The following is a 23,461-nucleotide window of genomic DNA, read 5'->3' on the forward strand; positions in this document are numbered from 1 at the left end:
CAGGTTTGCCGTCCTCGAACAAAACTTGGTCGCGATGGACACCAAGTTTGAAAGACGCTTCGAAGCGATCGATGGCAGGTTTGCCGTCCTCGAGAAAAACCTGGCCGAAATGGATGCCAGGAACGAGAGACGTTTCGAAGCGATCGATGGCAGGTTCGGGGTCCTCGAGAAAAACCTGGCCGAGATGGATGCCAGAAACGAAGGCAGGTTTGCCGTCCTCGAACAAAACTTGGTCGCGATGGACACCAAGTTTGAAAGACGCTTCGAAGCGATCGATGGCAGGTTTGCGGTCCTCGAGAAAAACCTGGCCGAAATGGACGCCAGAAACGGGGTTCAGTCCGCAACACTAGAACAAATGATTGTGGAACTGGATACCAAAACCGAGGGGAGATTCGATCTGGTTGAGCAGCAATTCAAATCACAGGAACTCAAGATCGAGCATTTCGTGACATCGGCGAACAACAAGTTGATGGTATTATTGCTCGTAATTGCCGGGTCGGTTATCGCCGGCCTGCTTTACGGCGGTTAGTGCTGGTCCGACCGAGCTCACCCAGACGTATTGCGCGCAGCGGCCTGCAGGGCGAACTCCGTCAGTTCAACCGTCATGGGATAACGGTTGAAGGGCGTGATCAGGTAGAGGCCGTTGAAGTAGGTCAGGACGGACTCGATGAGTTCCCGGGCGATGGCGACGCCCTCCCGTCTGGCCTTGCGTCCACGGCCGACGCGGGCCATTCGCGCGCGAACTTCGTCGGGCACGACGAATCCGGGCACCTCGTTGTGGAGGAACTCCGTATTGCCGTCGCTGACCAGCGGCATGACGCCCGGCAGAATGGGTATGGCGGCATCCCGGGTCGCCTCGTAGAGTTGCTTCGCCTGGCGGTGGTCGAAGAGAGGCTGCGTCATGATCATGTCGGCGCCGGCTTCGACCTTCCTTTCAAGCCTCCTGATCCTTCGATCCAGGTTGGGTCCGTTTGGATCGAAGGCGGCCGCCACGGTAAACGCCGTCCTCCCGTTCAGGGCGCGGCCCGAAAACCCCACGCCCTCGTTCATCTGCTTGATCAGCCGGATCAACTCAAAGGACGAAACGTCGTAGACATTGCTTGCCCCAGGCTGATCGCCGAATTTGACAGGATCGCCCGTGACGGCGAGGACGTGGTCGATACCCAGGGCGTGCAGGCCCAGCACCTGGGACTGCAGGCTGGCCAGGTTCCGGTCTCGGCAGGTGATGTGCAACAACGGCCTGATGCCGGCCTCCTCCTTTACGATCTGCCCTACCGCCATGTTGCTGATCCGCGTGACGGCCAGGGAATTGTCGGCCATGGTGAGGGCGTCGGCGCCCGCCTTCTTCAGGGCTTTTGCTCCCCGCACGATAGGCCCGTGATCCAGGTCCCGGGGCGGGTCGAGCTCGACGATGACGGTCACCCGTTCCTTGACCAGATCCACGATCGACGGTTCAACCGCCGGGGGCGCGGGTGCGGGACGGGCCGGTCGGCCCGGTCCCGCCGGACGCGCCGGGACCCGGACTTCAACCGGCAGGACCTTCTTGCGCTTGACGATCTCCCGGCCTTCCAGGGCCTGGGCCATGGCTTGCACGTGCTCGGGCATGGTACCGCAGCACCCGCCGATCAGCCGCACGCCCTGATCGCGAAGGCGGAGCGCGCTCGTCGCGAAGTACTCCGGCGTCGCCTCGTAGATGAACCGGCCGTCCACGTAAACGGGGGAACCGGCATTCGGGAAAGCCGAGAGCACCAGCCCCTCCGTTAAGGGAACCGGCGCGAGCGCGTCCAGCAGGCCCTTGGGGCCGCTGCGGCAGTTGACCCCCACCACGTCGGCGCCGGCCGCACGCAACTGGTCGAAGGCCTCCACGACCTCGAACCCGTCGTCCGACTGTCCGTACTGGTCCACCGCAAGCTGGCAAATCACCGGCAGGCCGCAGACTTCCCGGCAGACCGCGAGCGCCGCCTTGAGGTCATCGAGCCGGAGAAAAGTCTCCAGGATGATCGCGTCCGCACCGCCGCCGGCAAGGGCGGCGATCTGTTCCGTATACACCCGTCTGTGGTCGTCTTCGGTGTATTCCCGGTGGGGCAGGCCCCGGGCCGGTCCCACGGCGCCGGCCACGTAGGCGCGGGTGCCCACGGCCTGCCGTGCGATCTCGATGCCCCGGGCGTTCAACGACTCCGCCTGGTCTTCCAGATTGTACTTCGACAGGGACAGGGCATTGGCCCCGAAAGTATTGGTTTCGATCAACCCGGCACCCGCGTCCACGTATTCCTCGTGGATCTTGCGGATCAGATCGGGCCGGCTCAGGTTGATCTCATCGAAACAGACTTCCATGGGCACGCCGCGGGCGTACAGCATGGTTCCGATGGCGCCGTCCGCCACCAGCAGGGAGGACTGGAGATGGTCGAGGAGGGATGTGTTCATGGGAGGGAATCCGTTGTCGCCGCACCGTGGCCGTCGGGCAGAAGCGCCGCGCTCGGGCCGCCGTTCGGAAACACCGCACGCGGGCCGTCGGGCAGAAGCGCCGCACACGGGCCGCCGTTCGGCACGTATCGACGCGCCTGGTTCAATGGCCGTTGTTCAACGCGTATCGACGGATCGCCCAGGCAAAGCCGTTCTCGTGGTTCGGCGGGGCGATGAACAGGCCCTGCGCCCGGCCCGCATCCTTGACCGCGTCCTGGGCGTTTTCCATGATTACGCCCAGACCCGCGTTGAACAGCATGGGCAGGTCGTTGTCGCCGTCCCCGACGGCCATCACGTGATCCATGGATATCCCGTGCTCGCGCGCGACGAACTCGACGGCGACCTTCTTGTTGACGTCGGCGTGCATGGCTTCGATCCGGTCCGGATTCGTCTTGACGAGATAGAGGCGGGAGGCGAAACGGGTCTTCAACTCCGCCAGGACCGCCTCGCGCCGGTCCAGGCCGGGCAGGATCAGCATCTTGGGCGGCGGGGGATAGTCGCCCCGTCTCAGTCTCGCCATAAGGTCGTCGTCCCGGTCGACGGCGGCGCGGCTTTGTTCCTCGATGGATGCGATGGAAGGGGTGTATTCGTTGGTGATCACGCTGTCCAGGGGGCCGCTTTCCGTCACACGCAGCCAGCTGTATACGAAATTGAATCCGTTTTCCTCGATGAAATCCAGCAGGTCCAGGAAGACGTCTCGTTGAATGCGCTTTTCGAAGAGCAAGGGCCTCTGCCCCTGCCGGACCGGCCCGAGAATGATGCCGCCGTTGTTGGCGATGACGTAAAGCCGGTCGAACAACTGCCGAGCATCGCTGAAAGGCTCGCAGCTGCGGTCGATGTTGCGACCGCTCACGGAGCTCACGACCAGTCCCTGTTCGAGGGCGGCTTCGATGGCGTGCAGCCCCTCGGAGGAGGGTTTCCCGTTGGGCAACAGCGCCGTGTCGTCCTGGTCGAAGGCGATCAGCTTGATTACGGGGGTTTCGTCGCTGGCTTTCGGTACTTCCGCGATCATGGCGTTCCTTTCCGAACCCTCAGGTTTCTGCTTCGCTATCCTTCAGTCGCTTTCCAATGCTGCCTCCGGGATGGTACCGGGCGAAGTCCTCGCGGGTAAATCCGCGGCCGGCCTTCAGCGCCATGGCAAGCCCGTCGGCCGCGGCGAGCTGGCAGGACGTGCTCGCCGTCGGCGCGAGGCCGAGGGGACCGGCCTCACTCGCCACGGGCACGTGCAGGATCGCCGCGCTCGACCGGGCTAGACTGGATGAAGGATCCCCCGTGATCGCGATGATCGTCGCGCCGTTTGCGGTGAGGGTTTGCACGGCGGCCATCAGTTCCGCTGTCTCCCCGCTGTGGGAAAGAGCGATGGCCACGTCCCCTTGCGCAACCTGGCCGCTGTCTCCGTGATTGCAGTCGGCCGGATCGAGGAAATACGCCTTCGTGCCGGTACTCTGCAGCGTGGCCGCCAGCTTGCGGCCGATATGACGGGACTTCCCCACGCCGGTGACGTGTACGCGCCCCCCGGCGGCTTCTGCCTTTCGAATGATTGCGATGGCTTCGTCGAAGTAGGTGTTGGACATGCCTTCATGCAACGTGGAAAGCGCTTCGGCAGTCCGCTGTACGGCCTTCAGTCCGGCCGCACCGGGGGTCGCTGTGCCGGGGGTCGCCGCGGCCGACGCTGTCTCGGTGGAATCGGGTATCTCGGCTTTCACCGTTGCCGTTTCCGAGGCGGCCACGGTTTCGGGCGCGTTCCGGACAGGGATCGGAGCGCCTTCGTACAGGGCCATCACGTCTTCCCGGCTCGATCCCAGCTGCGGGAAAGCCCCTGGGATGCGGCAACACACGGCGCCGCAGGCGTTGGCGAGCGATGCGGTATCCCGTAAAGAAAGCCCGTGGAAAAGTCCCGCGATCAGTCCGCCCAGGAAGGCATCCCCGGCGCCGGTGGTGTCCCGGGCTTCCACGGGTTTCGCAGGCGCACGGACCGTCTGCTTCCCGTCGGTGACGACCGAGCCCTGCGCTCCTTCGGTGATGGCCACCAGGCGGGCGCCGTACCGGTTGAAAATACCCTCGGCCCGTTCTTCGGAAGTGTCGGCTTCCACCATCTGCAATGCGGCGGCTTTTGCGGGTTTCACGACGTCGGCGAGACTCAGGGCTTCCTCGAAATCTTCGGCCGAACCGAGTCCGGCCACTTCGATGGCGAAATCCGGGGGGACATCCACGTCCAGCACGGTGGGCACGCCGGCCTCGCGGGCGATCCGCAGCACGGCGATGACGGCATCCAGCGGTAGTTGGGAGATCTCTGTCGTCACCATGGCAGCCGACCGAATGTAGTCGGCGAAATGCGTCTCCACGTGCGTGGCCGTGGTCTCCGCCGTCAGGGCACGGGCCATGTAGATTGCCCGGTCCGCGTCTTCGGCCACGTTCACCACCGAAAAGCCCGATGCGCGTCCTTCGACGACCCGAATGGCCGACCGGTCGATGCCGTGGCGGTCCATCTCGTCCCGGATCATCGCGCCGTACCGGTCATCTCCCTGAAATCCGAACAGCCCGGCGGGAACCCCCATCTGGGCCGTCCAGGCCAGGTGATTCAGCGTCACCCCGCCCGCGATCTCGGTGACGACCGATCCCGATTCATCCGGCAGGATATAGGTTTTCTCCTCCGGACCCGCGATCCGGTTCACCCGGTAGATCACGTCCACGACGTTGCTTCCGATACCCACTACCCTGCGGGTCCGGTCGATCTCCTGGATCACGAAATACCACCTTCTTGGGAATCACTCGAGCGGCCGGTATCTCAGTGGCCGGTACCTCTTAACACGCGTAATTTTATATTGTCAACATTGATTAAAATAAGAATCAACATATATTTTTGTGATGGACATGCCTGCGCTATGGGCAAGCTTACGTTATGGACGTGCTTTAATTATTTGCGGTCTAAAAAATCGAGATACAAACGACTGGGTTGAATGCCCGTGTTGTTCTGGTACTTCCCACTTTCATAGGTCTCGAAATCGCCATCCAGCGTGTGATAGTAAACCTGGCAGATTTCCACGTTCGGATAGATCCTGATGGGCCGGACACAGAACATCTCCAAAGTCCAGTAGCCGGCAAATCCCACATCGCCGAAACCCGCGGTTACGTGTACAAATAGCCCCAATCTACCCACGGATGACCGCCCCTCGAGCATGGGAACGTACTTGTCCGTCCTGGTAAACTCCGCTGTCCTGCCAAGATAAAGCGTATGAGGGCGCAACTCGTACCCATCGTCCGGAATCTGAATGGATCGCGTGCGGTGTTGCTTCTTCATATCGAGCACGTCATCCTCGTATAACATGAGTTCATCGGCGAGCGAGAGATTGTAGCTATTCGGATTGAGCCTGGCAGGATCAAATGGTTCGATAAAAATGTCTTTTCCAATACGCTCGTGAATCATTTTTCCCGACAGGATCACTACAATAGTCCTTTTTGGTTGTGGGTTGTCTCAGCCGCTGTTTACGAGTACGACCGCGACCAGGGTCAGGCCGATGCCGACGTAGGCCAGCCCGCGCACCTGCTCTTTCCAGTACAATATAGCCACGAGCGTAGTGATGACAAGGCCGACCGCGCTGACGAAGGGAAAGACGACCGTGCCGGGGAGGTACTTGAGCGTGAGGACCAGGAGCCAGGTCCCCGAGACGTTGACCGCGCCAAGGAGGACGCTCCACCGCAACTCGGGCATGCGTGCCTGTATCGGTTTAGTCCAGAAGTAGAAGAACCCCATGATTCCGGATACGGCAAAGAGGGAAAAGAGGTAGAGCGGCATCTGGCTCTGGGGCGCGAGTTCGCTGAAGACCTTCGGGGACAGGTGGCAGAATCCGGTCGTGATGAAGAGGGCGCCGACCAGCCAGGCGACGCCGCGCAGGGACAACTCGGCCTGTCTGCCCACGCCGAGCGTCAGAAGCGGCAGGGCGATGCAGACCGTTATGATGCCCGCGATTTGCGCCAGGTTGGGGACCTCGTACCATATGACGATGGAACAGAGGATGGGGATGAGGACGGACAGGCGGACGATGGCCAGGGTCACGGCCACCCCGCCCTGCAGGAGCGCCTGGATCAGAAAGCGGAAGGCGACGAAATAGAAGAATCCGCTGGCCGCGCCGATCCACACGGTAGTCCAGTGCCAGACCCAGCCCGGGTCCGCGAGCATCAGCAGGCCGGAGATCACGGCGCCGGCGCCGTAATTGAGGCTGCCCACCGCCAGGGCATTGTGTCCGTTGTGGTGGGCGGACTTCAGGATCAGGCCGAAGCACGACGTCACGACGGTCGCCGTGATCAGCAGAAGGAGTCCGAGCGCCGTAGTCTGTTCTCCGTCCTTAGATAGCAAGAAGCCGGCGAACGTGTACCTCCTCGCCGGCTTCCAGATTCATGATCGCCGTGGGTTCCGCTCGAAGGTGCCGCTTAAGGCGTGAAGGCGAAAGTTCCCACGTAGGCGCTGCGCTTGTTCGGAATGCTCCACGTCGCGATCAGGTCCGAACCGCTGTACGCGTGAGCGGCGGTCTGGACCAGCGCGGCTGATGCGTCTTTCGTGAAGGGATCGTACCAGACCATGCGGTCGCAGTTGGGCTCGTGATCCGTCGCCAGCATGGTCCTGGTGGCCACGCGCACCTGGCCGTCCACCGTAACGGTGTAGGCGTCCCTGCCGTCGTGGCGGAAGGAGATGTCCGTGGGCTTTACCGTCTTAACGGTGCCGAACAGCTCGCCGTACCGGGCGGTGAATGCGCTCTTCAGGTCCTGGCGCTGGACCGGCGTGGCCCGGCTGTCGATCAACAGCACGGTCTCGCGGGCGTGATGACCGAGTTGCAGGTTGCCCTTGCCGAGAATGACGGCGACGACGGACAGATCGGCCAGCGCGCCTTCACGGATGTGCCAGGCCACCACGGCCTGGTTGGCATCGCCACCCGCTTCCGCCGAGTAGGTACAGCCGCCGCCCAGGATGTGGTTGGAGCGGACCTCCACGTAATCGCCGGCAATGGACGGTGAGCCGGCCAGGGCCGGAGACGCCGCGAGGACGATCGCGGCCATGAGTGCGAAACCGGTCTTCATCATAGTGCCTCCCTGTTATGCGTTGCTGGAACTCTGGTTTGGGGGTCAGCGCATCCGGCCACGCCGTTCGTGACGAGGACTGCGGCTTCGCAGGCTCAAAACGGACCGCTGCTTCGATCTCGGGTCAATATCGTTTGGGCGCAAAAAAGTAACGCGGTATATTCTACCGTACCGGAAACATCGCAGTATATTCAATATATGTGCTCACCGCCCATTAAGTCAATCGCTAATCGAATCGATCGAGGAAACGAATATGGAATACAGAGCGCTCGGTGAATCGGGACTCACGGTATCGGCCATCGGCATGGGTTGCTGGCCCATGGCCGGCGTCGGGTGGACCGGAATCGACGACAACGCGTCCCTGGCGGCGCTCGAGGCGGCCATGGACGGCGGCATCACCCTCATCGACACCGCCTACATGTACGGACGCAGCGGCGAATCGGAACGGCTGGTGGGACGGGCCATCGCGGGCAGGCGCGACCGGATCGTCCTGGCGACGAAATGCGGCCTGTACTGGGACGGCACGACGCTGCTTCGCGACAGTTCGCGGAAGCGTGTCCTTGATCAGGTCGAAGAGAGCCTCCGCAGGCTGAATACCGACTACATCGACCTGTACCAGGTGCACGCGCCCGACGAGAACACGCCCTTCGAGGAGACGGCCGCCACGCTCGCCGAACTGAAGGAGCAGGGCAAGATCCGCGCCATCGGCGTGAGCAATTACGACGTAGCGCAGATGAGGGAGTTCGCCCGCCACGCGCCGCTCCACTCGGACCAGCCGCCGTACAACCTGCTCAAGCGGGACATCGAGGCGGAGATCCTGCCCTACTGCCGCGACAACAACATCGCCGTGATCTCCTACTGGCCGCTGTACAAGGGGCTGCTGACCGGGAAATACGGACGAGGCCACCAATTTCCCGAAGGCGATAACCGCAGCGAGGACGTCCGGTTCCAGGGGAAGGAACTCGAACGCACCCTCGACATGCTCGACCTGCTGAAGCCGATCGCGGACGAATACGGCAAGTCCATCGCCCAGCTCGTGATCCACTGGACGGCCCGGCAGCCGGGCATCACGTCGGTCCTTTGCGGCGCGACGCGGCCGGCCCAGGTTGAACAGAACATCGAAGCGGTGGGTTGGGAGCTGTCCGAAGATCACCGCGCGCAGGTCGACGGGATCGTTGCCGGCATGAGTGATTAGGTCGGGATCGGGCGGGCGCGCGGGCGTCCCTAGTTGGCCAGCGCGCCGTCGGCGATCGAGCGGATCTTCTTGACCATGGACCGGAAGCCGTTGCTCCGGCTCGGGCTGAGGTGGGACGCCAGGTCCAGCCGGCTGAAGATGCCCTCGATGTCGGCGTCCAGGATCTGGCGAGGCGTCTTCCCTGAATAGACCATGAGCAGGATGGCCACGAGGCCGCGGACGATGTGGGCGTCGCTGTCGGCGTCGAAGCTGATGGTCGGCGGCAGGGTCTCGGCCACATGGGGAACGAGCCAGACCTGGCTCACGCAACCCTTGACCTTGTACGCATCGGTCTTGTAGGCATCGTCAAGGGGCGGGAGCTTCTTGCCGAGGTCGATGATTTCCTGGTAACGCTCTTCCCAGTCATCCAGGTATTCGAAGTCTTCCAGCACTTCTTCTATGGTCGTGTCCATCGTCACGATCGTACGTCCTCCACTTCAGTTCGCCCCGATCAACAGCACGGCCGATACGCCGGCGGCCGCTCCCGATACGAAGAGGTTCCACTGCCGATGCGGCGTTCCCAGGATCCGCAGGATCACGAAGGCCACGGCCGCGAAGAGCGCCACGATCATCAACTGGCCCAGTTCCAGCCCTATATTGAAGGACAGGAGCGGCACGACGATCGATTCCTCCATGCCGAGCAGCGCCCTCAGGTAGTTCGAGAAACCCAGGCCGTGGATCAGGCCGAAGAAGAGGGCCAGTCCGTAGCTCGTCTTCCGGCCGATTTTCCCCTCGAACGGCCGGTACACGTTCATCAGGCAGGTCGCCAGGATCGTCACCGGAATGAGCGTCTCGACCAGATCCGTCGGGACCAGGATGAGGCGGAGCGTAGCCAGCGCCAGGGTGACCGAGTGCCCGACCGTGAAGGCCGTGACCAGCAGGAGCACCGAACGCCACCGGTTCAGCGGATAGGCGGCGCAGAGCGCGATGATGAAGACGATATGGTCGTAGGCGTTCAGGTCCGAAATATGGTCGAAACCGAGTTGCAGATATACCTGGAATTCGGACATCGTCATGCCCCGAAACGAACCGTCCCCGTGACGGTTTTCTTGCTCAGGTTGACGTATTTCTTCTCGCCGCCGATTTCGAACCGCATCACGTTGGCCTGCGTGTCGAACATTTCGATCAGGATCCTGTTCTCGACCTCGATCGTCTCCACGCGGTCCACACCCGTAATCTGCACCAGGCAGGCCGTGGCGTCAAGTGCGTCCTCTATGCCGGCGTAGGTCAATTGCCGGTCTACGCCGTTGACTCGAAAGGCCAGCCGGGAGGCCAGATACTCGGCAACGTGCCGGTCTCGGTCGGCGTGGGCCTGGTCGGTCCAGAGCCTGAGCCGGGGGCCGCCCTTCGCCACGATGGCCTCTTCCAGGTCGTCCGTGAAGATCCGCACGGATATGTCGAGACGCGCATCGTCCGCGTTCCACTTGACCCGCGCTATGCTCACGTAGAACACGTGGGCTGGTGCCGCGGCGGAACTCGGGACAGCGGCAGGAGCCGCGGCCGGAACCGCAGCCGGACTTGGTCCCGCGGCCGGAACCGCAGCCGGACCCGGACCCGCGGCCGGACCCGGGAAGGATGCGGCAAGGAACAACAGGCAAAGCAGGACCCCGAGCGTCTTCATCGCCACCATCCTACTGGGCCATATCGTCCCGCAGGCCGTACTTATCGATCAGGTAGATCAACGTGGCGATGGACGCACCGCCCAGTTCCAGCTCCCGGCGGTTTACGGCTTCAAAGACGTCGGTGGGCGCGTGATGGTAGTCGAACGCCCGTTGCGAGTCGGGGTTGAACCCGATGGTCGGGGTACCCGTCTCCCTGCGGAGCGGACCGATATCGGCGCCGCCGCCGCCCCTATTGATGTAGGAGATCGTGTTCTGGGGAAACAGGGGCAGCCACGACCGGAAGCGTTCAATGACGTCATCGTCCGCAGACACGCCGAATCCCCGGGGGCTGAATCCGCCCGCGTCGCTTTCGAGGGCGATCAGGTGATCCTCGCCCGTTTCCTTCGCCACCTCGGCGTACTTGAGACCGCCGCGGAGGCCGTTTTCCTCGTTCATGAACAGGACGGCCCGGATGGTGTGGCGGGGCCGGATGCCCAGCTTCTGGAAGGTCCGCAGCACGCCGATGGAATGGACCACGCCCGCGCCGTCGTCGTGGGCGCCTTCAGACACGTCCCACGAGTCGAGATGACCGCCCACCAGGATGATCTCGTCCGGCCGTTCGCTGCCCCGGATCTCGCCGATCACGTTATGCGAAAGGGCGTCGGGGTGCCACTTGCTGTCCAGGCGCATGTAGAGCATGGCTTCGGGCTGCTCCTCGAGCGCCCGTTCCAGGCGGTCGGCGGACTGGTAGCCCAGGGCCGCCGCGGGGATGCGCTCCACGTCTTCGAGATAGCGCAGTCCGCCGGTGTGAGGCGCATCGCCGAAGTCCGAACCGGCCGACCGGATCACTACGCCCACGGCGCCGAACCTGGCCGCCTGGGACGGTCCGGCGGTCCGCTGGTCCACCGCTCCGCCGTAGCCGGGGCCCGTGGCAATCACCGTCTGGTCGAAGCGCCGGTTGTAGAAGACGATCTTCCCTTCAACGGCCTCGCGGCCGAGTTCTTCCACTTCTTCCAGGGAGTGGACTACCACGACGGGCGCCGTGAGCCCCACCGGAGCGGTCGGCACCGATCCCCCGATGGCCAGGGCGGTCAGCTCGATCATGCCTTCGTTGACGTTGACGATCCGCACCTGCTCCGGTTCGCCCCGTTCCCAGTGGGGCACCATGACTTCCTGCAGGTAGACCCGGTCGAATCCGTAGCCTTCCATCACCTCTTTTGCCCATACTACGGCGCGTTCGGCGCCTTCCGAACCGCTGAGGCGCGGTCCGATATTCTTGCTCAGGTCTTCCAGGAGGTAGTACATCTCTCCGGAAGTCAGCCGTTCGCTGAAGATCGCGGTGACCGTTTTTTCGTCATCGGTCTGCCCGCGGGCCTCGCCCGGTAAGGCCGTCGAAAGGGCCAGTGAAAGCGTCACCGAAACGGCCAGCGAGAAGGACAGGGTGAGCATTGGGACGCGCGTCCTGAAGCTGCGTGGGCCGACGCGGTGCGGGCTGAAGCTGCGTGGGCCGACGCGGTGCGCGAGACCTGGCAGTGATCCGGTAATAGCGGACAGCATGTAGACCTCCGTGTTGATATGGAAAGGGACCGCCCCCACCCATGGCCGGGCGGCCTTGCTTGATTTAAATTGTTTGATACGAACTGATTGATTCGAAGCGTTCAGTGCAGACGACTACCGCGTCAGTTCCCAGCCCAGGTGGGCAATCTCCGGCGCGATCAGTTTCTCCCAGGCCAGTTCCACCGCGGCCGGGGAGCCGGGCGTGGAGATGACCACCGTGTTGCGGTACACGCCAGCGGTGGCGCGGGACAACATGGATGCGGCACCGACCTGTTCGTAGCTGAGCATGCGAAAAAGCTCGCCGAAACCGGTCAGCGGCTTTTCCAATTTACGGTGCAGCACGTCGAAGGTCCGGTCTCTCTTCGAGATGCCGGTGCCCCCGTTGAAAATGACGATCTGGACGTCATCGCCGGTACTCGCCTCCAGGGCGGCTTCGACCTGGTCTGGTTCATCCTGGATCAGGTGATAGCCGGCGACCCGGTGGCCCGCTTCCTCAATGCGTGTCCGGAGGTAATTCCCGTTGATGTCCGTTTCCGGCGTGCGGGAATCGCTGACGGTTACCACGGCAACGGCCAGGGGTCCGAGCTCGGCCGCCTGGGACTTGTGGGATGAAGTGCTCTTGGACGACATGAGGCCGGATGCTACAGCACGTCCTGCAGCCGCAGTCCCTGCTTCTTCAGGAAGGGCATCAGTCCAATCTTCGTGACCGTCCGCAAGGCGCTGACGGACATCTTGATGCGCACCGTGCGGCCGAGTTCGGGCACGTAGATACGCTTCAACTGAAGATTGGGATATTGACGCCGCTTGGTCTTGTTATGAGCGTGGGATATGTTGAAGCCGACCAGGGGCCCTTTTCCGGTCAACTTGCATTTTCTGGACATGAGGTCAGCCTCCAGGAACGACTTTACCGCGTTTCCCGGTACATGACGTGCCGCCGCAGCGTGGGATCGTACTTCTTGAGTTCGACGCGGGCGGTCGTATTACGCCGGTTCTTCTTCGTGTAGTAGCAGTGCGCGCTTTCCGTGCTCTTGAGTTTCACCAGTTCACGGTTCTTGCTCTTGGCCATGCTGTACTCCTAAAGCGAGCCCATCTTTTAAATGCCGGTTCTACCAATCAGGCGTTCAAATTTAAGGGGCGCGTCCGCCGAAATCAAGGAAATAAAACAAGACCGGCCATGCTTTGGTCGTTCGTGATGGCTGGTGCGGTTCGTCCGTGATGGCTGGCTGCCGGTCTACGCCTCGTCCATGGCGCAGGCTTGCAGCTCTTCCAGCGACACGAATTCCAGGGACATGGCGTGGGTGGCGCTCAGCACCACAGGCGGCGCCACGCCCGCATCGTAGGCTTCTTTCCACCGGTTCACGCAGACGCACCAGCGGTCGCCGGGTTTCAGGCCCTGGAAGCCGAAGGCGGGCACGGGCGTGCTGAGGTCGTTTCCCGCCTCCTTCGAAAAGACCAGAAACTCCTCGGTCATCACCGCGCACACGGTGTGAACGCCCGCGTCGCCCGATCCGGTGTTGCACGCGCCGTCGCGGTAGAATCCGGTCAGGGGATCCATCGAACAGCCTGTGAGTGGTCCGCCGAGTACGTTCATGAGAAAATCGCGAGCCGTCCCGCCGAAAGGATTGATCAAAGATCGAACAGGTAGGCCGGCTTGACGATCAAGGTACGATCCAGCGGGTCGCCGAGCAGGGCTTCCGTGGCGTCCCCGTTGTCGCGCCGCTCGTTGTACACGACGTAGACGTTGCTGCCCGGACTGATGATGTAGTTGAACCGGAAATTCGACACGAACCGGTCCTGGTTCGTATCCCACTGTACCAGCGCGTTGAGGGACACATCGGGCGAGAAGGAATAGCTGGTCCGGACGCCGAACAGATGGGCCGTGACGTCCCGCTCCCTGTTTCCGTTATCGGTGAGCGTCACGTCGTTGAGCTCGTACCGAGGACCGATGGTGAATTTCGAACCGGCGCGCAGTCCGCCCTCGAGATTCAGCGAACGCCGGTTCCCATTGATGTACTGGCCGAGGATGAGCTGGAAATCGCCGAATACGGGCTTGCTCAGGTTCGTCGTGTAATGCATGCGCGAAGACGCGTCCGTGTAGTTTCCCGCGGGGAGCTTGATGCCCAGAATCGGGCGGGTGCTTTCACTGATCCTGCGGTAGGCGCGGTCCAAAGTGATCCCGGCCTGCTCGCCGCCGGTGAAGAACAGCTCCCAGTGGTAGTGCTCCCGCCGGGTCAGCTGCGTGCCGTCGTCGCCGAATGTGGCGGACAGCACGATATGGGGGAAGTACCGGCGGACGATGCTGTGGGTGGGTTCGGGCGTGAAGAACGCACGAGCCGAGACCTCGTGGAATCCGCCGAAATTACGGGCCAGGCTCCGGCGGCTGAAGAAGCCCATGCCGGGATTGAAGAACTCGGACACGCCCATGTACAGGCCCTCGAACTGCCAGAGTGGACCGTTCCAGCGCGACCACAGCCGTCCCGCGAAGCCCGATTCGCTTTCCTCGCCTGCCTGGTAAGTGGTTCCGGCCAGGAACCCGCTGACGGCCAGCTTGGGACCGATGGCCAGGTTCAAGTCGCCGCCGACCGCCCGGTTGTAGTCGCCGCCGCCGACCCGCTGGTTAGTGACGATGAAACCCACGTTGGATTTCTCACCCACGTCCTGGCTGATCCGCGCCACGGCGTAGATGTTGTCCTCGAGCTTGGTTTCGCCGAACCGCTCGTCGCCCGTGCGCATGAGCAGCAGGCCCAGGTTCGTGCGTCCGGCCTTGCCCGTCAGGCGGCCGCCGCCGGTGATCGGCACCTGCCTCAGCGCGCCGGTATTATCGCGCGCCAGGCCGACGTTGCGGCTGTAGAAGAGTTCCGTCTCCCGGGCCACGCCGAAGCGGAACAGTCCGCCGTTCTCCAGGAAGAAGGCACGTTTTTCGGGGAAGAACAGGTTGAACTGCGTAAGGTTGACCTGCGCGTCGTCCACTTCCACCTGGGAGAAGTCCGTGTTGTAGGTCAGGTCGAGGGACAGGTTGTTGGTCAGGCCGTACTTCACGTCCACCCCGCCGTCGAAGTCTTCGTCCCGCGTCGAAGGGCCGGGCTCGTAGGTCCACGTGGCCCCGCCCAGGGAGTACGGCGTAACCTGCAGGTAACGGTGGTCGTGCCGCGTGAGGTTCATGCCCGACAGCGTGCCGGCCACCGACACCTGGGAGATGTTAAAGGGACGGATGACGGGCGCCCAGAAGGACTGTTCGTTGCGGCGGCGGATCTGGCGCTCCAGGTTGATCCCGAAATCGACGTCGTCCCCGGTCTCGAAGCGCAGCGTGCTCCAGGGAATGGCCATCTCGGCGTACCACCCCTCTTCGTTCCGGGAGGTGTATACGTCCCACACGCCGTTCCAGTCCGTCAGGATGTTGGTATTGAAGCGGCCTTCCGAACGGCCCTCGTTGCGCACCTGGGCGTCATAGCGGGCGCCGTCCGGGTTGGTGGCGAAGAGAATGCCGTTCTGCCGGTCCATGAACGTGTCCAGGATGATCTGGAAGTAGTCGTCGTCCGCCAGGTCGCCGTCCCGCGCCATCTGGGTGGCAATGATCTGGGAGGGGTCCGAGTCGTAGGCCCAGACGCCGATGTACATCGTCTGCTCATCGTAGAGGACCCGCACCTCGGTCCGCTCGGACGCCGGCTGGCCTTCGTCGGGGCGTTGCTGGGTGAAGCCGCTGGCGGCCAGAGCGTTCTGCCAAATATCCTCGTCCAGGACGCCGTCCATGTGCAACGCTTCCAGAATGCGCAGCGGGACGATCTCCCGCCCCTGTGCCGACACGGAGCCAGCGGTCAGCATGGTCTGCATAGCCAGAAGGGCGGCCAGCAGGACAGCGAAGCAGAAGGGGGGCAATGTGTGCGGGGATGTACAAACACGGTACATCTTGCTATTCCTCCATGGGTTGCCCGAACGGCACGGACAGGCTGACTGTAATGTTCCGACCTGGATCGTCGGTAAAATAGCGGAACCGGCTCAGGTAGTCCCGGTAGCGCTTGTTGAACAGATTGTGTACGCCGAACTGCATGCGGACGGGCTGGTCGGCCACGGCCAGCTCCGCGTGAAGCGACACGTCGAAGAGGTTGTAGCCGGCTGGCGGATCCGCAAAGTCGATGCCTTCGGGATAATCCTCCTGCCGCAGGACGAAGCGGCCTTCAAAACCAATCCCGGCTTCCAGCAGGCGCCCGGCGGTGGGCAGCCGGAACTCCAGGCCGGTGATCAACCGGGTGGGCGGCATCTGGTACAGGGGTTGGTTATCCACTGTGTTTCGTCCACGGACGATCGAGGCGGAAATGTAGGTACCCACGTACCGTGTCAGTTCGTACTCCAGGTATCCGTCCAATCCCTGGATCACCGCGTCCGACTGGACATAGGTAAATTTGGGGAACGCACCCCGAATTGTCAACACAAGATCGCCCGCCGGCAGCAGCGAGATGAAGTTCCGGTAACTCGATCTGAAGAACCCCAGTTCGCCGTGGCCCCGGTCCCCCCTGTACCTCAGGGTGAGATCCGTGTTCACGCTCGATTCCGTGTCCAGTTCCTTGTCTCCGATCTCGAACTGCGCCGTACCGTGATGAACGCCATAGCTGTACAACTCGTTCACCCCGGGTGGACGCCAGGCCCTCCCGATGTTGGCGGCGACGGCCAGGGCCGGGGTCAACTCGCGGATCAGGCCGACAACCCCGGTCACGTTGCGGTAGGTGAAGATCCCTCCCTCGACAATCTCGGTGGCGCGCCGGCCTTCGTTCGAGTAGACCTCCGCCCAGCGGTAGTCGTACCGCAGGCCTGTTTCTACCGTAGTCTTTCCCTTCGTCCAGGATTCCAGGGCGAATACGCCGGAACTGTAGGCCTGGAAGTCGGGAATGAGGAATCCCGTGCTGAACCGCTCGTTCCGCTGACGCATGCCGCTGGCGCCGATCTTTCCGTACCAGTTACCGAAGTTCCGGTGGTGGAAGATCACTTCGCCGCTGTGGGTCTGCAATCCAAGATCGAACCCGGGGCGTGTGGGTGCGGCGCCGCTCCGGGTGGCGTCCCACTCCTCGCGCCGGTTGTATTGCTGTCCGTACCGCAGTTCGAGATTGCCCATCCCCTCGAAACGTACCAGGGATCGAACGGACAAGAGATCGTGGTCCACCCGTTGGCGCGGATTGCCGATATCGTAGGTAAATTCGCCCGTGAACAGTGGGTCGCCCCGCTCGATGGCCCGTTTCAGGTCCGTGGTGTTACCGATGTGCGCGCCTTTGTAGATCCCCAGCCAGGTTCCGAAATGACTGAAATATGCCTCCGTGTCCATCCGGTCGGTCGTATAACCCAGTGCCACGGAGTAATTGCGTTCGTCGAATCCGGAATTGCGTATGACGTGCTTCGGCGCCCGGGCGTCGCCCGCCCGGCGAAGACTCCCCTGCACCCGCCACTTGAGTCCGGGCAGGCGGTGAAGCGCTCCCTGCAGGAGGAGGGAAGCCGCCCCCTGCTTGTTGTTGGAAAAGAGATTCGTGTTGAGCCGGCCACCCACCCCTGGTTCCACGGGCAGCTCCGGCGGTTCGACGCGGATGACGCCGCCGATGGCGCCGACGCCGTACTGCACGCCGGCGGCGCCCTTGAGCACCTCGATGCGGGCCGGGGAAAAAGGATCGATCTCCGGGGCGTGGTCTCCGCCCCACTGCTGTCCTTCCTGGGTAACACCGGCGTTGAGTACCAGCACCCGGGCGCTATGCACTCCGCGCACCACGGGCTTCGAGATGGCGGGGCCCGTGGTCAGGGTGGATACGCCCGGCAGGGACTCCAGCGTCTCACCCAGCGTCTGGCCCCGGCGTTCTTCCAGTGCGGACAGGGGCAGGACGAGAACGGACTGGCTGGATCCGGTGAGTTCGCCCGCAAGGTCCCGGTCGCCCGTGACGGTGACCTCATCACCCATCAGGATCTCCGGCTCCATGCTGACTTCGAGCACGGGAGACCTGTTTTCGGTAACGTGTATCTCGCTTTGGACCGTCCGGTAGCCGATAAACCGGAATTCGATCGTGTGGCGGCCCTGTGGTACGTTTTCGAGACGGAATACGCCTTCTTCGTCTGTAAATGTACCGATTTCGAGCACGGGCAAAACTACGGTCACCGCCGGCAACGGTTCGCCGCGCTCACTGAGCACCTTGCCGCTCACTGTGGCGGCCCGTGCCGCTGCCGGAAGTACAAGGAAGAACACGGCGATCGCCAGGATGGCGCACCGTACATTCGTTGCTTTCATCAGGAAATACTCCAAGCTCGCATTGACGGGAAAAGGCCGCGGCCGTGTCCGGGCTGCGAATTGGACACGGCCGTGTCCGTACTATGACCGCACTTCCACTTCGAAGGTCACTTCGATATCCGTCTCATCACTCGGCGTCACGCCGTCCTTGGGTCCGGCATCGTAATGACTCTGAGAGACCCGGAACTGACCGTTCCGTGCGTTAGACGGGACCGTAAGCGTGAATTTGAGTCCGACGGGATGATCAGCGCCCGTGTTCGTCACGTAGTCGGATTCCTTGTCCGCGTAGGCGACGGTGGCCGGTGCAAATCCCCCGAGGGTTTCAAAGAACAGCTGGTGGACTTCGGCTTCCTCCCTGATCTCTTCGGTGATATCCTCCGGCGGGCTTTCCAACTCGTTCAACTCCTGTATCATGCCGTCGTAAACTGTACCCGCGTCCACGACGATTCTGTCCACGACCGGTGCGTTGCCGCCTTCACCGTCGAGGTCCTGGAACTGCACGGTGAGCGGAGATCCCCCGCCCTGGGGCGTAAGCGTGATCTTGAGCGTCGTGATGAGCTCTACTTCACCCGGTCCGTGGCCATGATCGTCGTCGTGATCGTCGTGGTCATCGTCATGTGCGTCCGGCTCGTCCGGACCCATTGGATTGGAGTCATTGTCGTCTGCGCAGGAAAACGTCAGCGCGGCAGCCAACATCGCGGCGGTCATTACGGACAGTAAGTTCCATCGGAATTTCAACATTTTCGGCTTCTCTTCCTTTGCTGAGTTGCGTCAAGTACGTGAGCTGCTTCTTCGATCGTAAACTGATCCTTCAGTGCCTGGAACTCGGCATCTCGATGTTCCAATCTCTCGACTTCGATAAAAGGCCCCTACGGCCATCGTGCGCGTGCATCGACCCGGCTGATCCCGGTGCTGCTCGCACGGCGAAGCGCGTGAGCAGGTTCCGCGATCGGCGGATCTGCGCCGGTCCAGATTACCCGCACCGAGACTGCAGGTTCCGTTACGGACATCGGTGCTGACCGATGCGAGTGAACGGCCCGAACGGTCTGAACGGTCTGGACGGACCGAACGGTCTGAACGGTCTGGACGGTCTGGACGGTCTGGAAGACCTGGAGGTCTGGATTTACAAGCCAGCGATGTCCGGCATGGGTCAAGGTCCGCGCCTGATGGATTCAGGCGTTCGTCCGGAGCATCCGGGCTAGCAGGTCAGGGAAGGGGCGGTGCGCGGTTTCTGTGCTGCTTAACCTGAATTCGAGGGTGACCGGGCTGCGATACACCGGCCGCAAAGCCGACGATATCGTAGTCCGGGAGGGTAGGAGATGCATGCTCAAGCACCGCGGTGAACGCGGCGGCGCCAAGGCAGAACTGGCAGTGTTCCACATGCCCGGCTTCGGTCTCCAGCTCATCGCAGTCGTGCGGGGGATGCGCAAAATACACGGCAAACGCGACGGCGAAGGATAGCGTGAGGAGTTTCATGGGAGACCCGACACCAAGTGGCTTGATCTATCAAAGAAATGGAACTGTTTCAACGAAATACCAGTCGCGCGAATTAAAACGGTGAGCGCTGGCTTGTCAATCGGTTTCTATTCTGACATGGCCTGTCCGAAGGGTATGGACATGCCGAAAGTGACGTTGCGGCCCGGATTGTCGATGTAGTACCTGAAACGGCTCAGGTAGTCCCGGTACCGCTGGTTGAACAGGTTGCGAACGCCGAACTGCACGCGCACGGGCTGGTCGGCCACGGCTATTTCAGCGTGCAGGTCCAGGTCGAAGAGCTCGTAGCCGGCCGGCGGGTCCGCATAGTCGATGCCTTCGGGAAAGTTGTCCTGCCTCAAGACGAAACGGCCTTCGAACCCAATCCCGGCGTCGAGGAGCCGCCCGCCGGTGGGCAGGTGGAAACTCAAGCCGGCGATGAACCGGGTGGCCGGCATCTGGTACAGGGGCTGGCGTTCCACCGTATTTCGTCCCCGGACGAACGAAGCGGACAAATGGGTGTCGATGTGCGGCGTCAGTTCGTATTCCAGGTACCCGTCGAATCCCTGGATCACCGCGTCGGACTGGACGTAGGTGAATTTGGGAAATGCGCCCCTGATGGTTAAGACGAGATCGTCCGCCGGCAACAGGGAGATGTAGTTGCTGTATTGGGAACGGAAAAGCCCCAGTTCGCCGCGGCCCCGGTCCCCCTGGTACCGCAAGGTCAGGTCCGTGTTCAGGCTCGATTCCGTGCCCAGTTCCTTGTCCCCGATCTCGAACTGCGCGGTGCCGTGGTGGACGCCGTGGCTGTACAATTCGTTCACCCCTGGCGGCCGCCAGGCCCGGCCGACGTTGGCGGCGACGGCCGTGTTCGGCGTCAACTCGTAGATCAGGCCGAGCACACCGGTCATGTTGCTGTAGGTGAAAACGCCGCCATCCACGATCTCGGTGGCGCGGCGACCCGTGTTCGAGTAGATCTCCATCCACCGGTAGTCGTAACGCAGTCCGGTCTCCACCGTCGTTTTTCCCTTCGTCCAGGACTCCAGGGCGAACACGCCGGCACTGTAGGCCAGAAAGTCGGGAATCAGGAAACCGGTACTGAAGCGCTTGTTCTCCTGGCGCATGCCGCTGACGCCGACTTTTCCGTACCAGTTTCCGAAGTTGCGGTGCTGGAAGATCGCGTCGCCGCTGTGGGTCTGTAGCCCCTGGGAGAAGCCGGGTCTGGCCACCCCGCCGCTCCTGGCGTGGGAGTCCCATTCCTCCCGCCGGTTGTATTGTTGTCCGTACCGGAGTTCGAGATTGCCCTTCCCTTCAATACGTACAAGAGATCGAACGGAAAGGAGATCGTGGTCCACCCGCTGGCACGGATTATCGATTTCGTAGGTGAAGGAGCCCACGATGGTCGGCTCGCCGCGCTCGATGGACCTTCGCAGGTCCGTGGTGTTGCCGATGTGGGCCCCTTTGAAGATCCCGATCCAGGTACCGAAATGGCTGAAGTAGGCTTCGGTGTCCACGCGGTCCGACGTATAGCCCAGCGCCATCGAATAGTCCCGCTCGTCGAACCCGGAATTCCGTATGACGTGGACCGGCGCGTGGGCGTCGCCCGCCCGGCGCAGGCTACCCTGGACCCTCCACTTGAGTCCCCCAAGCTGCCGCAGAGCGCCCTGCAGGAGCAGAGAGCCCGCGCCTTGCCGGTTGTTGGAGAAGAGGTTCGTGTTGATCCGGCCGCCCATGCCCGGCCTCGTGGGCAGTTCCGGCGGTTCGATGCGGATGACGCCGCCGATGGCGCCGGCGCCGTATTGCACGCCGGCGGCGCCCTTGAGCACCTCGATGCGGGCCGGGGAAAAGGGATCGATCTCCGGGGCGTGGTCTCCGCCCCACTGCTGTCCTTCCTGGGTAATGCCGGCGTTGAGTACCAGCACCCGGGCGCTGTGGACGCCTCGCAGCACAGGTTTCGATACGGCCGGCCCCGTAGTCAGGGAGGTTACGCCTGGCAGGGATTCCAGTGTCTCGCCCACCGTCTGTCCCCGCCGCTCTTCCAGGTCGGAGAGGGGGAGGACGAGGACGGACTGGCTGGACCCGGTGAGTTCGCCCGCCAGGTCCCGGTCGCCGGTGACGGTGACCTCCTCGCCGAGCAGCGCCTCAGGCTGCATGCTGACTTCAAGCACCTTCGGCTCGGTTTCGGAGACGACCACCTCGCTTCGGATCGTTCGGTAACCGACGAACCGGAACTCGATCGTGTGCCTGCCCACCGGCACGTTCTCCAGGCGAAACCGGCCTTCCTCGTCGGAGAACGCTCCGATCTCGAGATCGGGCAGGATAACGGTCACCGCCGGCAGTGGCTCTCCAGTCTCGTTCAGCACCTTTCCGCTCACCGTGGCGGCATGCGCTTCGACCGGAAGTACCAGACAGGACACGGCTATCGCCAGTATGACGCTCAGGGTTTTCGTTGCATTCATGGGAAACCCTCTGGCGCGCGATTCCACGAACAGATCACTCTGCAAGCAACTCACACTGCATTAAGACTACTTAACGTGTTAAATGCTACCAGACGTATTAACGCACGAGGACTTCGAAGGTCACGTCGATGTCCGTCTCGTCGCTCTGGTTCACGCCGTCCTTGGGTGCTTCATCAAAGTGACTCAGAATGATGCGTAACTGGCCGTTCTGCGCGTTGTCCGGCACGGAAAGGGTAAACGCGAGGCCAACGGGATGGTCCGCTCCCGAATTCGACACGTAATCGGATTCCTTGTCCGCATACTCGACGGTAGCCGCTGAGAATCCCCCGAGGGTCTCAAAGAAGAACTGGTGGGCCTCAGCTTCCTCTTCCACCTCCTCGGTGATGTTCTCCGGCGGGGTTTCGGTCTCGTTCAATACCTCGACCATACCGTTGTAATCCGTTCCGGAAGTTACGGCCAGCACGTCCACGACCGGCTCGTTGCCGCCTTCACCGTCCAGGTCACGGAATCGCACGGTTATCGGCGATCCTCCGCCACTGGGCGTAAGGGTGATCGCAAGCGTCGTGATGAGTTCTTCTTCGCCCGGTCCGTGGTCGTGGTCGTCGTCATGGTCGTCTTCCTCATGTTCTTCCGGATCGGAAGGACCGGTGGGACTGTCGTCGTCATCGGCGCAGCCGAACGTCAACGCGGCGGAGACGAATACGGCGGCGGTCAGGATGGTCAGTACGTTCCAGTGATGCCTGAACATATCGAGCTTCTCCTCAATGTGTTGCGTAGCGTGGGTTGAATTGATGCTGCTGTGTGAATCAAACGGCTATTGCGACTATGCACTTGCCAACGGTCTCGATCCGGGCCGGCGTCAGGACCGGTGCGACCATGATCGGTGCTACCTCGACCGGGATCAGCGCGGCCAGCGACGTGACCGTCTTCAAATCCTATGCCGAGCCGGTGAACGGCCTGGACGAAATGAATCGGTTAAGTTTGTTATGGTCGCGGACCGTGCCGAGTGGATTTGGCGATCGGCCGGAGCCTGCGGAGTGTCAGGTCAGGGAAGAGGCGGTGCGCGGTTGAGGTGCTGCGCGTTACGTGTCTGGGGGTACCCGGTTTCAGGCGCGCCGGCCACGAAGCCGACCAACGCGTGGTCCGGGGGCGAATCAGGCGAATCTTCTAGCACCGCGGAGGATGCGGCACCTAAAAGACACCCCTGGCAGTGGTCTGCATTCGCGGCGTCCGATTCCAGTCCATGACAGTGATGCGGCGGACTGGTGAATAGAAAGGCGAATACCAGGACGAAAGAGAGCGTAAGCAATTTCATGCCGGACTCGTCACGCGGAAAACG

At 62.4% G+C, this 23,461-nt stretch carries 21 protein-coding genes and 1 pseudogene; 3 read left to right on the plus strand and 19 right to left on the minus strand.

The genetic code is table 11. The features are described from left to right. Nucleotides 1-546: 546 nt before the first annotated feature. The 6 genes from F4X08_12295 to F4X08_12320 all read right to left on the minus strand — a co-directional run bounded on the left by F4X08_12295 (nucleotide 547) and on the right by F4X08_12320 (nucleotide 7,542). On the minus strand, nucleotides 547-2,424 hold the full coding sequence (locus F4X08_12295; GenBank protein MYD26582.1) for a bifunctional homocysteine S-methyltransferase/methylenetetrahydrofolate reductase: 1,878 nt from the start codon (nucleotides 2,422-2,424) through the stop codon (nucleotides 547-549). Nucleotides 2,425-2,566: 142 nt separating this feature from the next. After that, the gene (locus tag F4X08_12300; GenBank protein MYD26583.1) at nucleotides 2,567-3,475 is read right to left on the minus strand and encodes an HAD-IIB family hydrolase; all 909 of its coding nucleotides are present in this window, start codon (nucleotides 3,473-3,475) and stop codon (nucleotides 2,567-2,569) included. Nucleotides 3,476-3,494: 19 nt separating this feature from the next. After that, nucleotides 3,495-5,210 carry an SIS domain-containing protein gene (locus F4X08_12305; protein MYD26584.1) on the minus strand — a complete coding sequence of 572 codons (1,716 nt, stop codon included), beginning with the start codon at nucleotides 5,208-5,210 and terminating at the stop codon, nucleotides 3,495-3,497. 170 nt (nucleotides 5,211-5,380) lie between these two features. Beyond that, nucleotides 5,381-5,908, minus strand: a complete 528-nt coding sequence (locus F4X08_12310; GenBank protein MYD26585.1) for a dCTP deaminase — start codon at nucleotides 5,906-5,908, stop codon at nucleotides 5,381-5,383. Nucleotides 5,909-5,938: 30 nt separating this feature from the next. Beyond that, nucleotides 5,939-6,820: a DMT family transporter gene (locus F4X08_12315; GenBank protein ID MYD26586.1), complete on the minus strand. Its 882-nt coding sequence runs from the start codon at nucleotides 6,818-6,820 to the stop codon at nucleotides 5,939-5,941. 74 nt (nucleotides 6,821-6,894) lie between these two features. Then, entirely contained in the window at nucleotides 6,895-7,542 is a 648-nt protein-coding gene (locus F4X08_12320; GenBank protein ID MYD26587.1) for a DUF1326 domain-containing protein, read from the minus strand. A gap of 250 nt (nucleotides 7,543-7,792) precedes the next feature. Between F4X08_12320 and F4X08_12325 the strand changes: the two genes are divergently transcribed. Beyond that, nucleotides 7,793-8,734 (plus strand): aldo/keto reductase, encoded by a 942-nt coding sequence (locus F4X08_12325; GenBank protein MYD26588.1) that lies wholly within the window; start codon nucleotides 7,793-7,795, stop codon nucleotides 8,732-8,734. A 29-nt stretch (nucleotides 8,735-8,763) separates the two neighbouring features. On the opposite strand, the gene F4X08_12330 is transcribed toward F4X08_12325, so the two are convergent. The 11 genes from F4X08_12330 to F4X08_12380 all read right to left on the minus strand — a co-directional run bounded on the left by F4X08_12330 (nucleotide 8,764) and on the right by F4X08_12380 (nucleotide 18,898). Continuing rightward, the gene (locus F4X08_12330; GenBank protein MYD26589.1) at nucleotides 8,764-9,186 is read right to left on the minus strand and encodes a SufE family protein; all 423 of its coding nucleotides are present in this window, start codon (nucleotides 9,184-9,186) and stop codon (nucleotides 8,764-8,766) included. Between the two features lie 24 nt (nucleotides 9,187-9,210). Next, nucleotides 9,211-9,783: a HupE/UreJ family protein gene (locus F4X08_12335; protein ID MYD26590.1), complete on the minus strand. Its 573-nt coding sequence runs from the start codon at nucleotides 9,781-9,783 to the stop codon at nucleotides 9,211-9,213. A 2-nt stretch (nucleotides 9,784-9,785) separates the two neighbouring features. Continuing rightward, complete coding sequence (locus F4X08_12340) at nucleotides 9,786-10,394, minus strand: hypothetical protein (protein ID MYD26591.1); 609 nt, start codon at nucleotides 10,392-10,394, stop codon at nucleotides 9,786-9,788. Nucleotides 10,395-10,404: 10 nt separating this feature from the next. After that, nucleotides 10,405-11,823, minus strand: coding sequence for a M28 family peptidase (locus tag F4X08_12345; protein MYD26592.1), 1,419 nt, complete (start codon nucleotides 11,821-11,823; stop codon nucleotides 10,405-10,407). A 222-nt stretch (nucleotides 11,824-12,045) separates the two neighbouring features. Beyond that, nucleotides 12,046-12,561: a MogA/MoaB family molybdenum cofactor biosynthesis protein gene (locus tag F4X08_12350; GenBank protein ID MYD26593.1), complete on the minus strand. Its 516-nt coding sequence runs from the start codon at nucleotides 12,559-12,561 to the stop codon at nucleotides 12,046-12,048. Nucleotides 12,562-12,572: 11 nt separating this feature from the next. Beyond that, nucleotides 12,573-12,812, minus strand: a complete 240-nt coding sequence (gene rpmB, locus F4X08_12355; GenBank protein ID MYD26594.1) for a 50S ribosomal protein L28 — start codon at nucleotides 12,810-12,812, stop codon at nucleotides 12,573-12,575. A 23-nt stretch (nucleotides 12,813-12,835) separates the two neighbouring features. Then, a complete protein-coding gene (gene rpmG / locus F4X08_12360; protein MYD26595.1) occupies nucleotides 12,836-12,997 on the minus strand; it encodes a 50S ribosomal protein L33 in 162 nt (53 codons plus the stop codon). Between the two features lie 165 nt (nucleotides 12,998-13,162). Further along, a complete protein-coding gene (locus tag F4X08_12365; GenBank protein ID MYD26596.1) occupies nucleotides 13,163-13,522 on the minus strand; it encodes a DUF2237 domain-containing protein in 360 nt (119 codons plus the stop codon). Between the two features lie 35 nt (nucleotides 13,523-13,557). After that, a complete protein-coding gene (locus F4X08_12370; GenBank protein ID MYD26597.1) occupies nucleotides 13,558-15,837 on the minus strand; it encodes a carbohydrate binding family 9 domain-containing protein in 2,280 nt (759 codons plus the stop codon). Nucleotides 15,838-15,841: 4 nt separating this feature from the next. Then, the gene (locus tag F4X08_12375; protein MYD26598.1) at nucleotides 15,842-18,190 is read right to left on the minus strand and encodes a TonB-dependent receptor; all 2,349 of its coding nucleotides are present in this window, start codon (nucleotides 18,188-18,190) and stop codon (nucleotides 15,842-15,844) included. Nucleotides 18,191-18,271: 81 nt separating this feature from the next. Beyond that, nucleotides 18,272-18,898, minus strand: a complete 627-nt coding sequence (locus F4X08_12380) for a type 1 periplasmic binding fold superfamily protein (GenBank protein ID MYD26599.1) — start codon at nucleotides 18,896-18,898, stop codon at nucleotides 18,272-18,274. A 319-nt stretch (nucleotides 18,899-19,217) separates the two neighbouring features. On the opposite strand from F4X08_12380, the pseudogene F4X08_12385 reads away from it, so the two are divergent. Beyond that, nucleotides 19,218-19,304, plus strand: a pseudogene (locus tag F4X08_12385) (MarR family transcriptional regulator). A 469-nt stretch (nucleotides 19,305-19,773) separates the two neighbouring features. Here F4X08_12385 and F4X08_12390 read toward each other — a convergent pair. Together F4X08_12390 and F4X08_12395 are read right to left on the minus strand one after the other, a co-directional pair. Then, nucleotides 19,774-22,122: a TonB-dependent receptor gene (locus F4X08_12390; GenBank protein ID MYD26600.1), complete on the minus strand. Its 2,349-nt coding sequence runs from the start codon at nucleotides 22,120-22,122 to the stop codon at nucleotides 19,774-19,776. A 97-nt stretch (nucleotides 22,123-22,219) separates the two neighbouring features. Beyond that, entirely contained in the window at nucleotides 22,220-22,870 is a 651-nt protein-coding gene (locus F4X08_12395; GenBank protein ID MYD26601.1) for a type 1 periplasmic binding fold superfamily protein, read from the minus strand. 128 nt (nucleotides 22,871-22,998) lie between these two features. Here F4X08_12395 and F4X08_12400 point away from each other — a divergent pair, with 128 nt between their 5' ends. Continuing rightward, complete coding sequence (locus F4X08_12400) at nucleotides 22,999-23,193, plus strand: hypothetical protein (GenBank protein ID MYD26602.1); 195 nt, start codon at nucleotides 22,999-23,001, stop codon at nucleotides 23,191-23,193. Nucleotides 23,194-23,461 lie beyond the last annotated feature (268 nt).

This window comes from Gemmatimonadota bacterium (assembly GCA_009841265.1).
Classification (GTDB): Bacteria; JAAXHH01; JAAXHH01; order JAAXHH01; family JAAXHH01; genus JAAXHH01.

Excerpts from the sequence above, each read along its gene's own strand:
- F4X08_12295 (MYD26582.1), bottom strand. The coding sequence starts at position 2,424 with ATGAACACATCCCTCCTCGACCATCTCCAGTCCTCCCTGCTGGTGGCG.
- F4X08_12300 (MYD26583.1), bottom strand. The coding sequence starts at position 3,475 with ATGATCGCGGAAGTACCGAAAGCCAGCGACGAAACCCCCGTAATCAAG.
- F4X08_12320 (MYD26587.1), bottom strand. The coding sequence starts at position 7,542 with ATGATGAAGACCGGTTTCGCACTCATGGCCGCGATCGTCCTCGCGGCG.
- F4X08_12325 (MYD26588.1), top strand. The coding sequence starts at position 7,793 with ATGGAATACAGAGCGCTCGGTGAATCGGGACTCACGGTATCGGCCATC.
- F4X08_12330 (MYD26589.1), bottom strand. The coding sequence starts at position 9,186 with ATGGACACGACCATAGAAGAAGTGCTGGAAGACTTCGAATACCTGGAT.
- F4X08_12335 (MYD26590.1), bottom strand. The coding sequence starts at position 9,783 with ATGTCCGAATTCCAGGTATATCTGCAACTCGGTTTCGACCATATTTCG.
- F4X08_12340 (MYD26591.1), bottom strand. The coding sequence starts at position 10,394 with ATGAAGACGCTCGGGGTCCTGCTTTGCCTGTTGTTCCTTGCCGCATCC.
- F4X08_12345 (MYD26592.1), bottom strand. The coding sequence starts at position 11,823 with ATGCTCACCCTGTCCTTCTCGCTGGCCGTTTCGGTGACGCTTTCACTG.
- F4X08_12350 (MYD26593.1), bottom strand. The coding sequence starts at position 12,561 with ATGTCGTCCAAGAGCACTTCATCCCACAAGTCCCAGGCGGCCGAGCTC.
- rpmB (MYD26594.1), bottom strand. The coding sequence starts at position 12,812 with ATGTCCAGAAAATGCAAGTTGACCGGAAAAGGGCCCCTGGTCGGCTTC.
- rpmG (MYD26595.1), bottom strand. The coding sequence starts at position 12,997 with ATGGCCAAGAGCAAGAACCGTGAACTGGTGAAACTCAAGAGCACGGAA.
- F4X08_12365 (MYD26596.1), bottom strand. The coding sequence starts at position 13,522 with ATGAACGTACTCGGCGGACCACTCACAGGCTGTTCGATGGATCCCCTG.
- F4X08_12370 (MYD26597.1), bottom strand. The coding sequence starts at position 15,837 with ATGTACCGTGTTTGTACATCCCCGCACACATTGCCCCCCTTCTGCTTC.
- F4X08_12375 (MYD26598.1), bottom strand. The coding sequence starts at position 18,190 with ATGAAAGCAACGAATGTACGGTGCGCCATCCTGGCGATCGCCGTGTTC.
- F4X08_12380 (MYD26599.1), bottom strand. The coding sequence starts at position 18,898 with ATGACCGCCGCGATGTTGGCTGCCGCGCTGACGTTTTCCTGCGCAGAC.
- F4X08_12390 (MYD26600.1), bottom strand. The coding sequence starts at position 22,122 with ATGAATGCAACGAAAACCCTGAGCGTCATACTGGCGATAGCCGTGTCC.
- F4X08_12395 (MYD26601.1), bottom strand. The coding sequence starts at position 22,870 with ATGTTCAGGCATCACTGGAACGTACTGACCATCCTGACCGCCGCCGTA.
- F4X08_12400 (MYD26602.1), top strand. The coding sequence starts at position 22,999 with ATGATCGGTGCTACCTCGACCGGGATCAGCGCGGCCAGCGACGTGACC.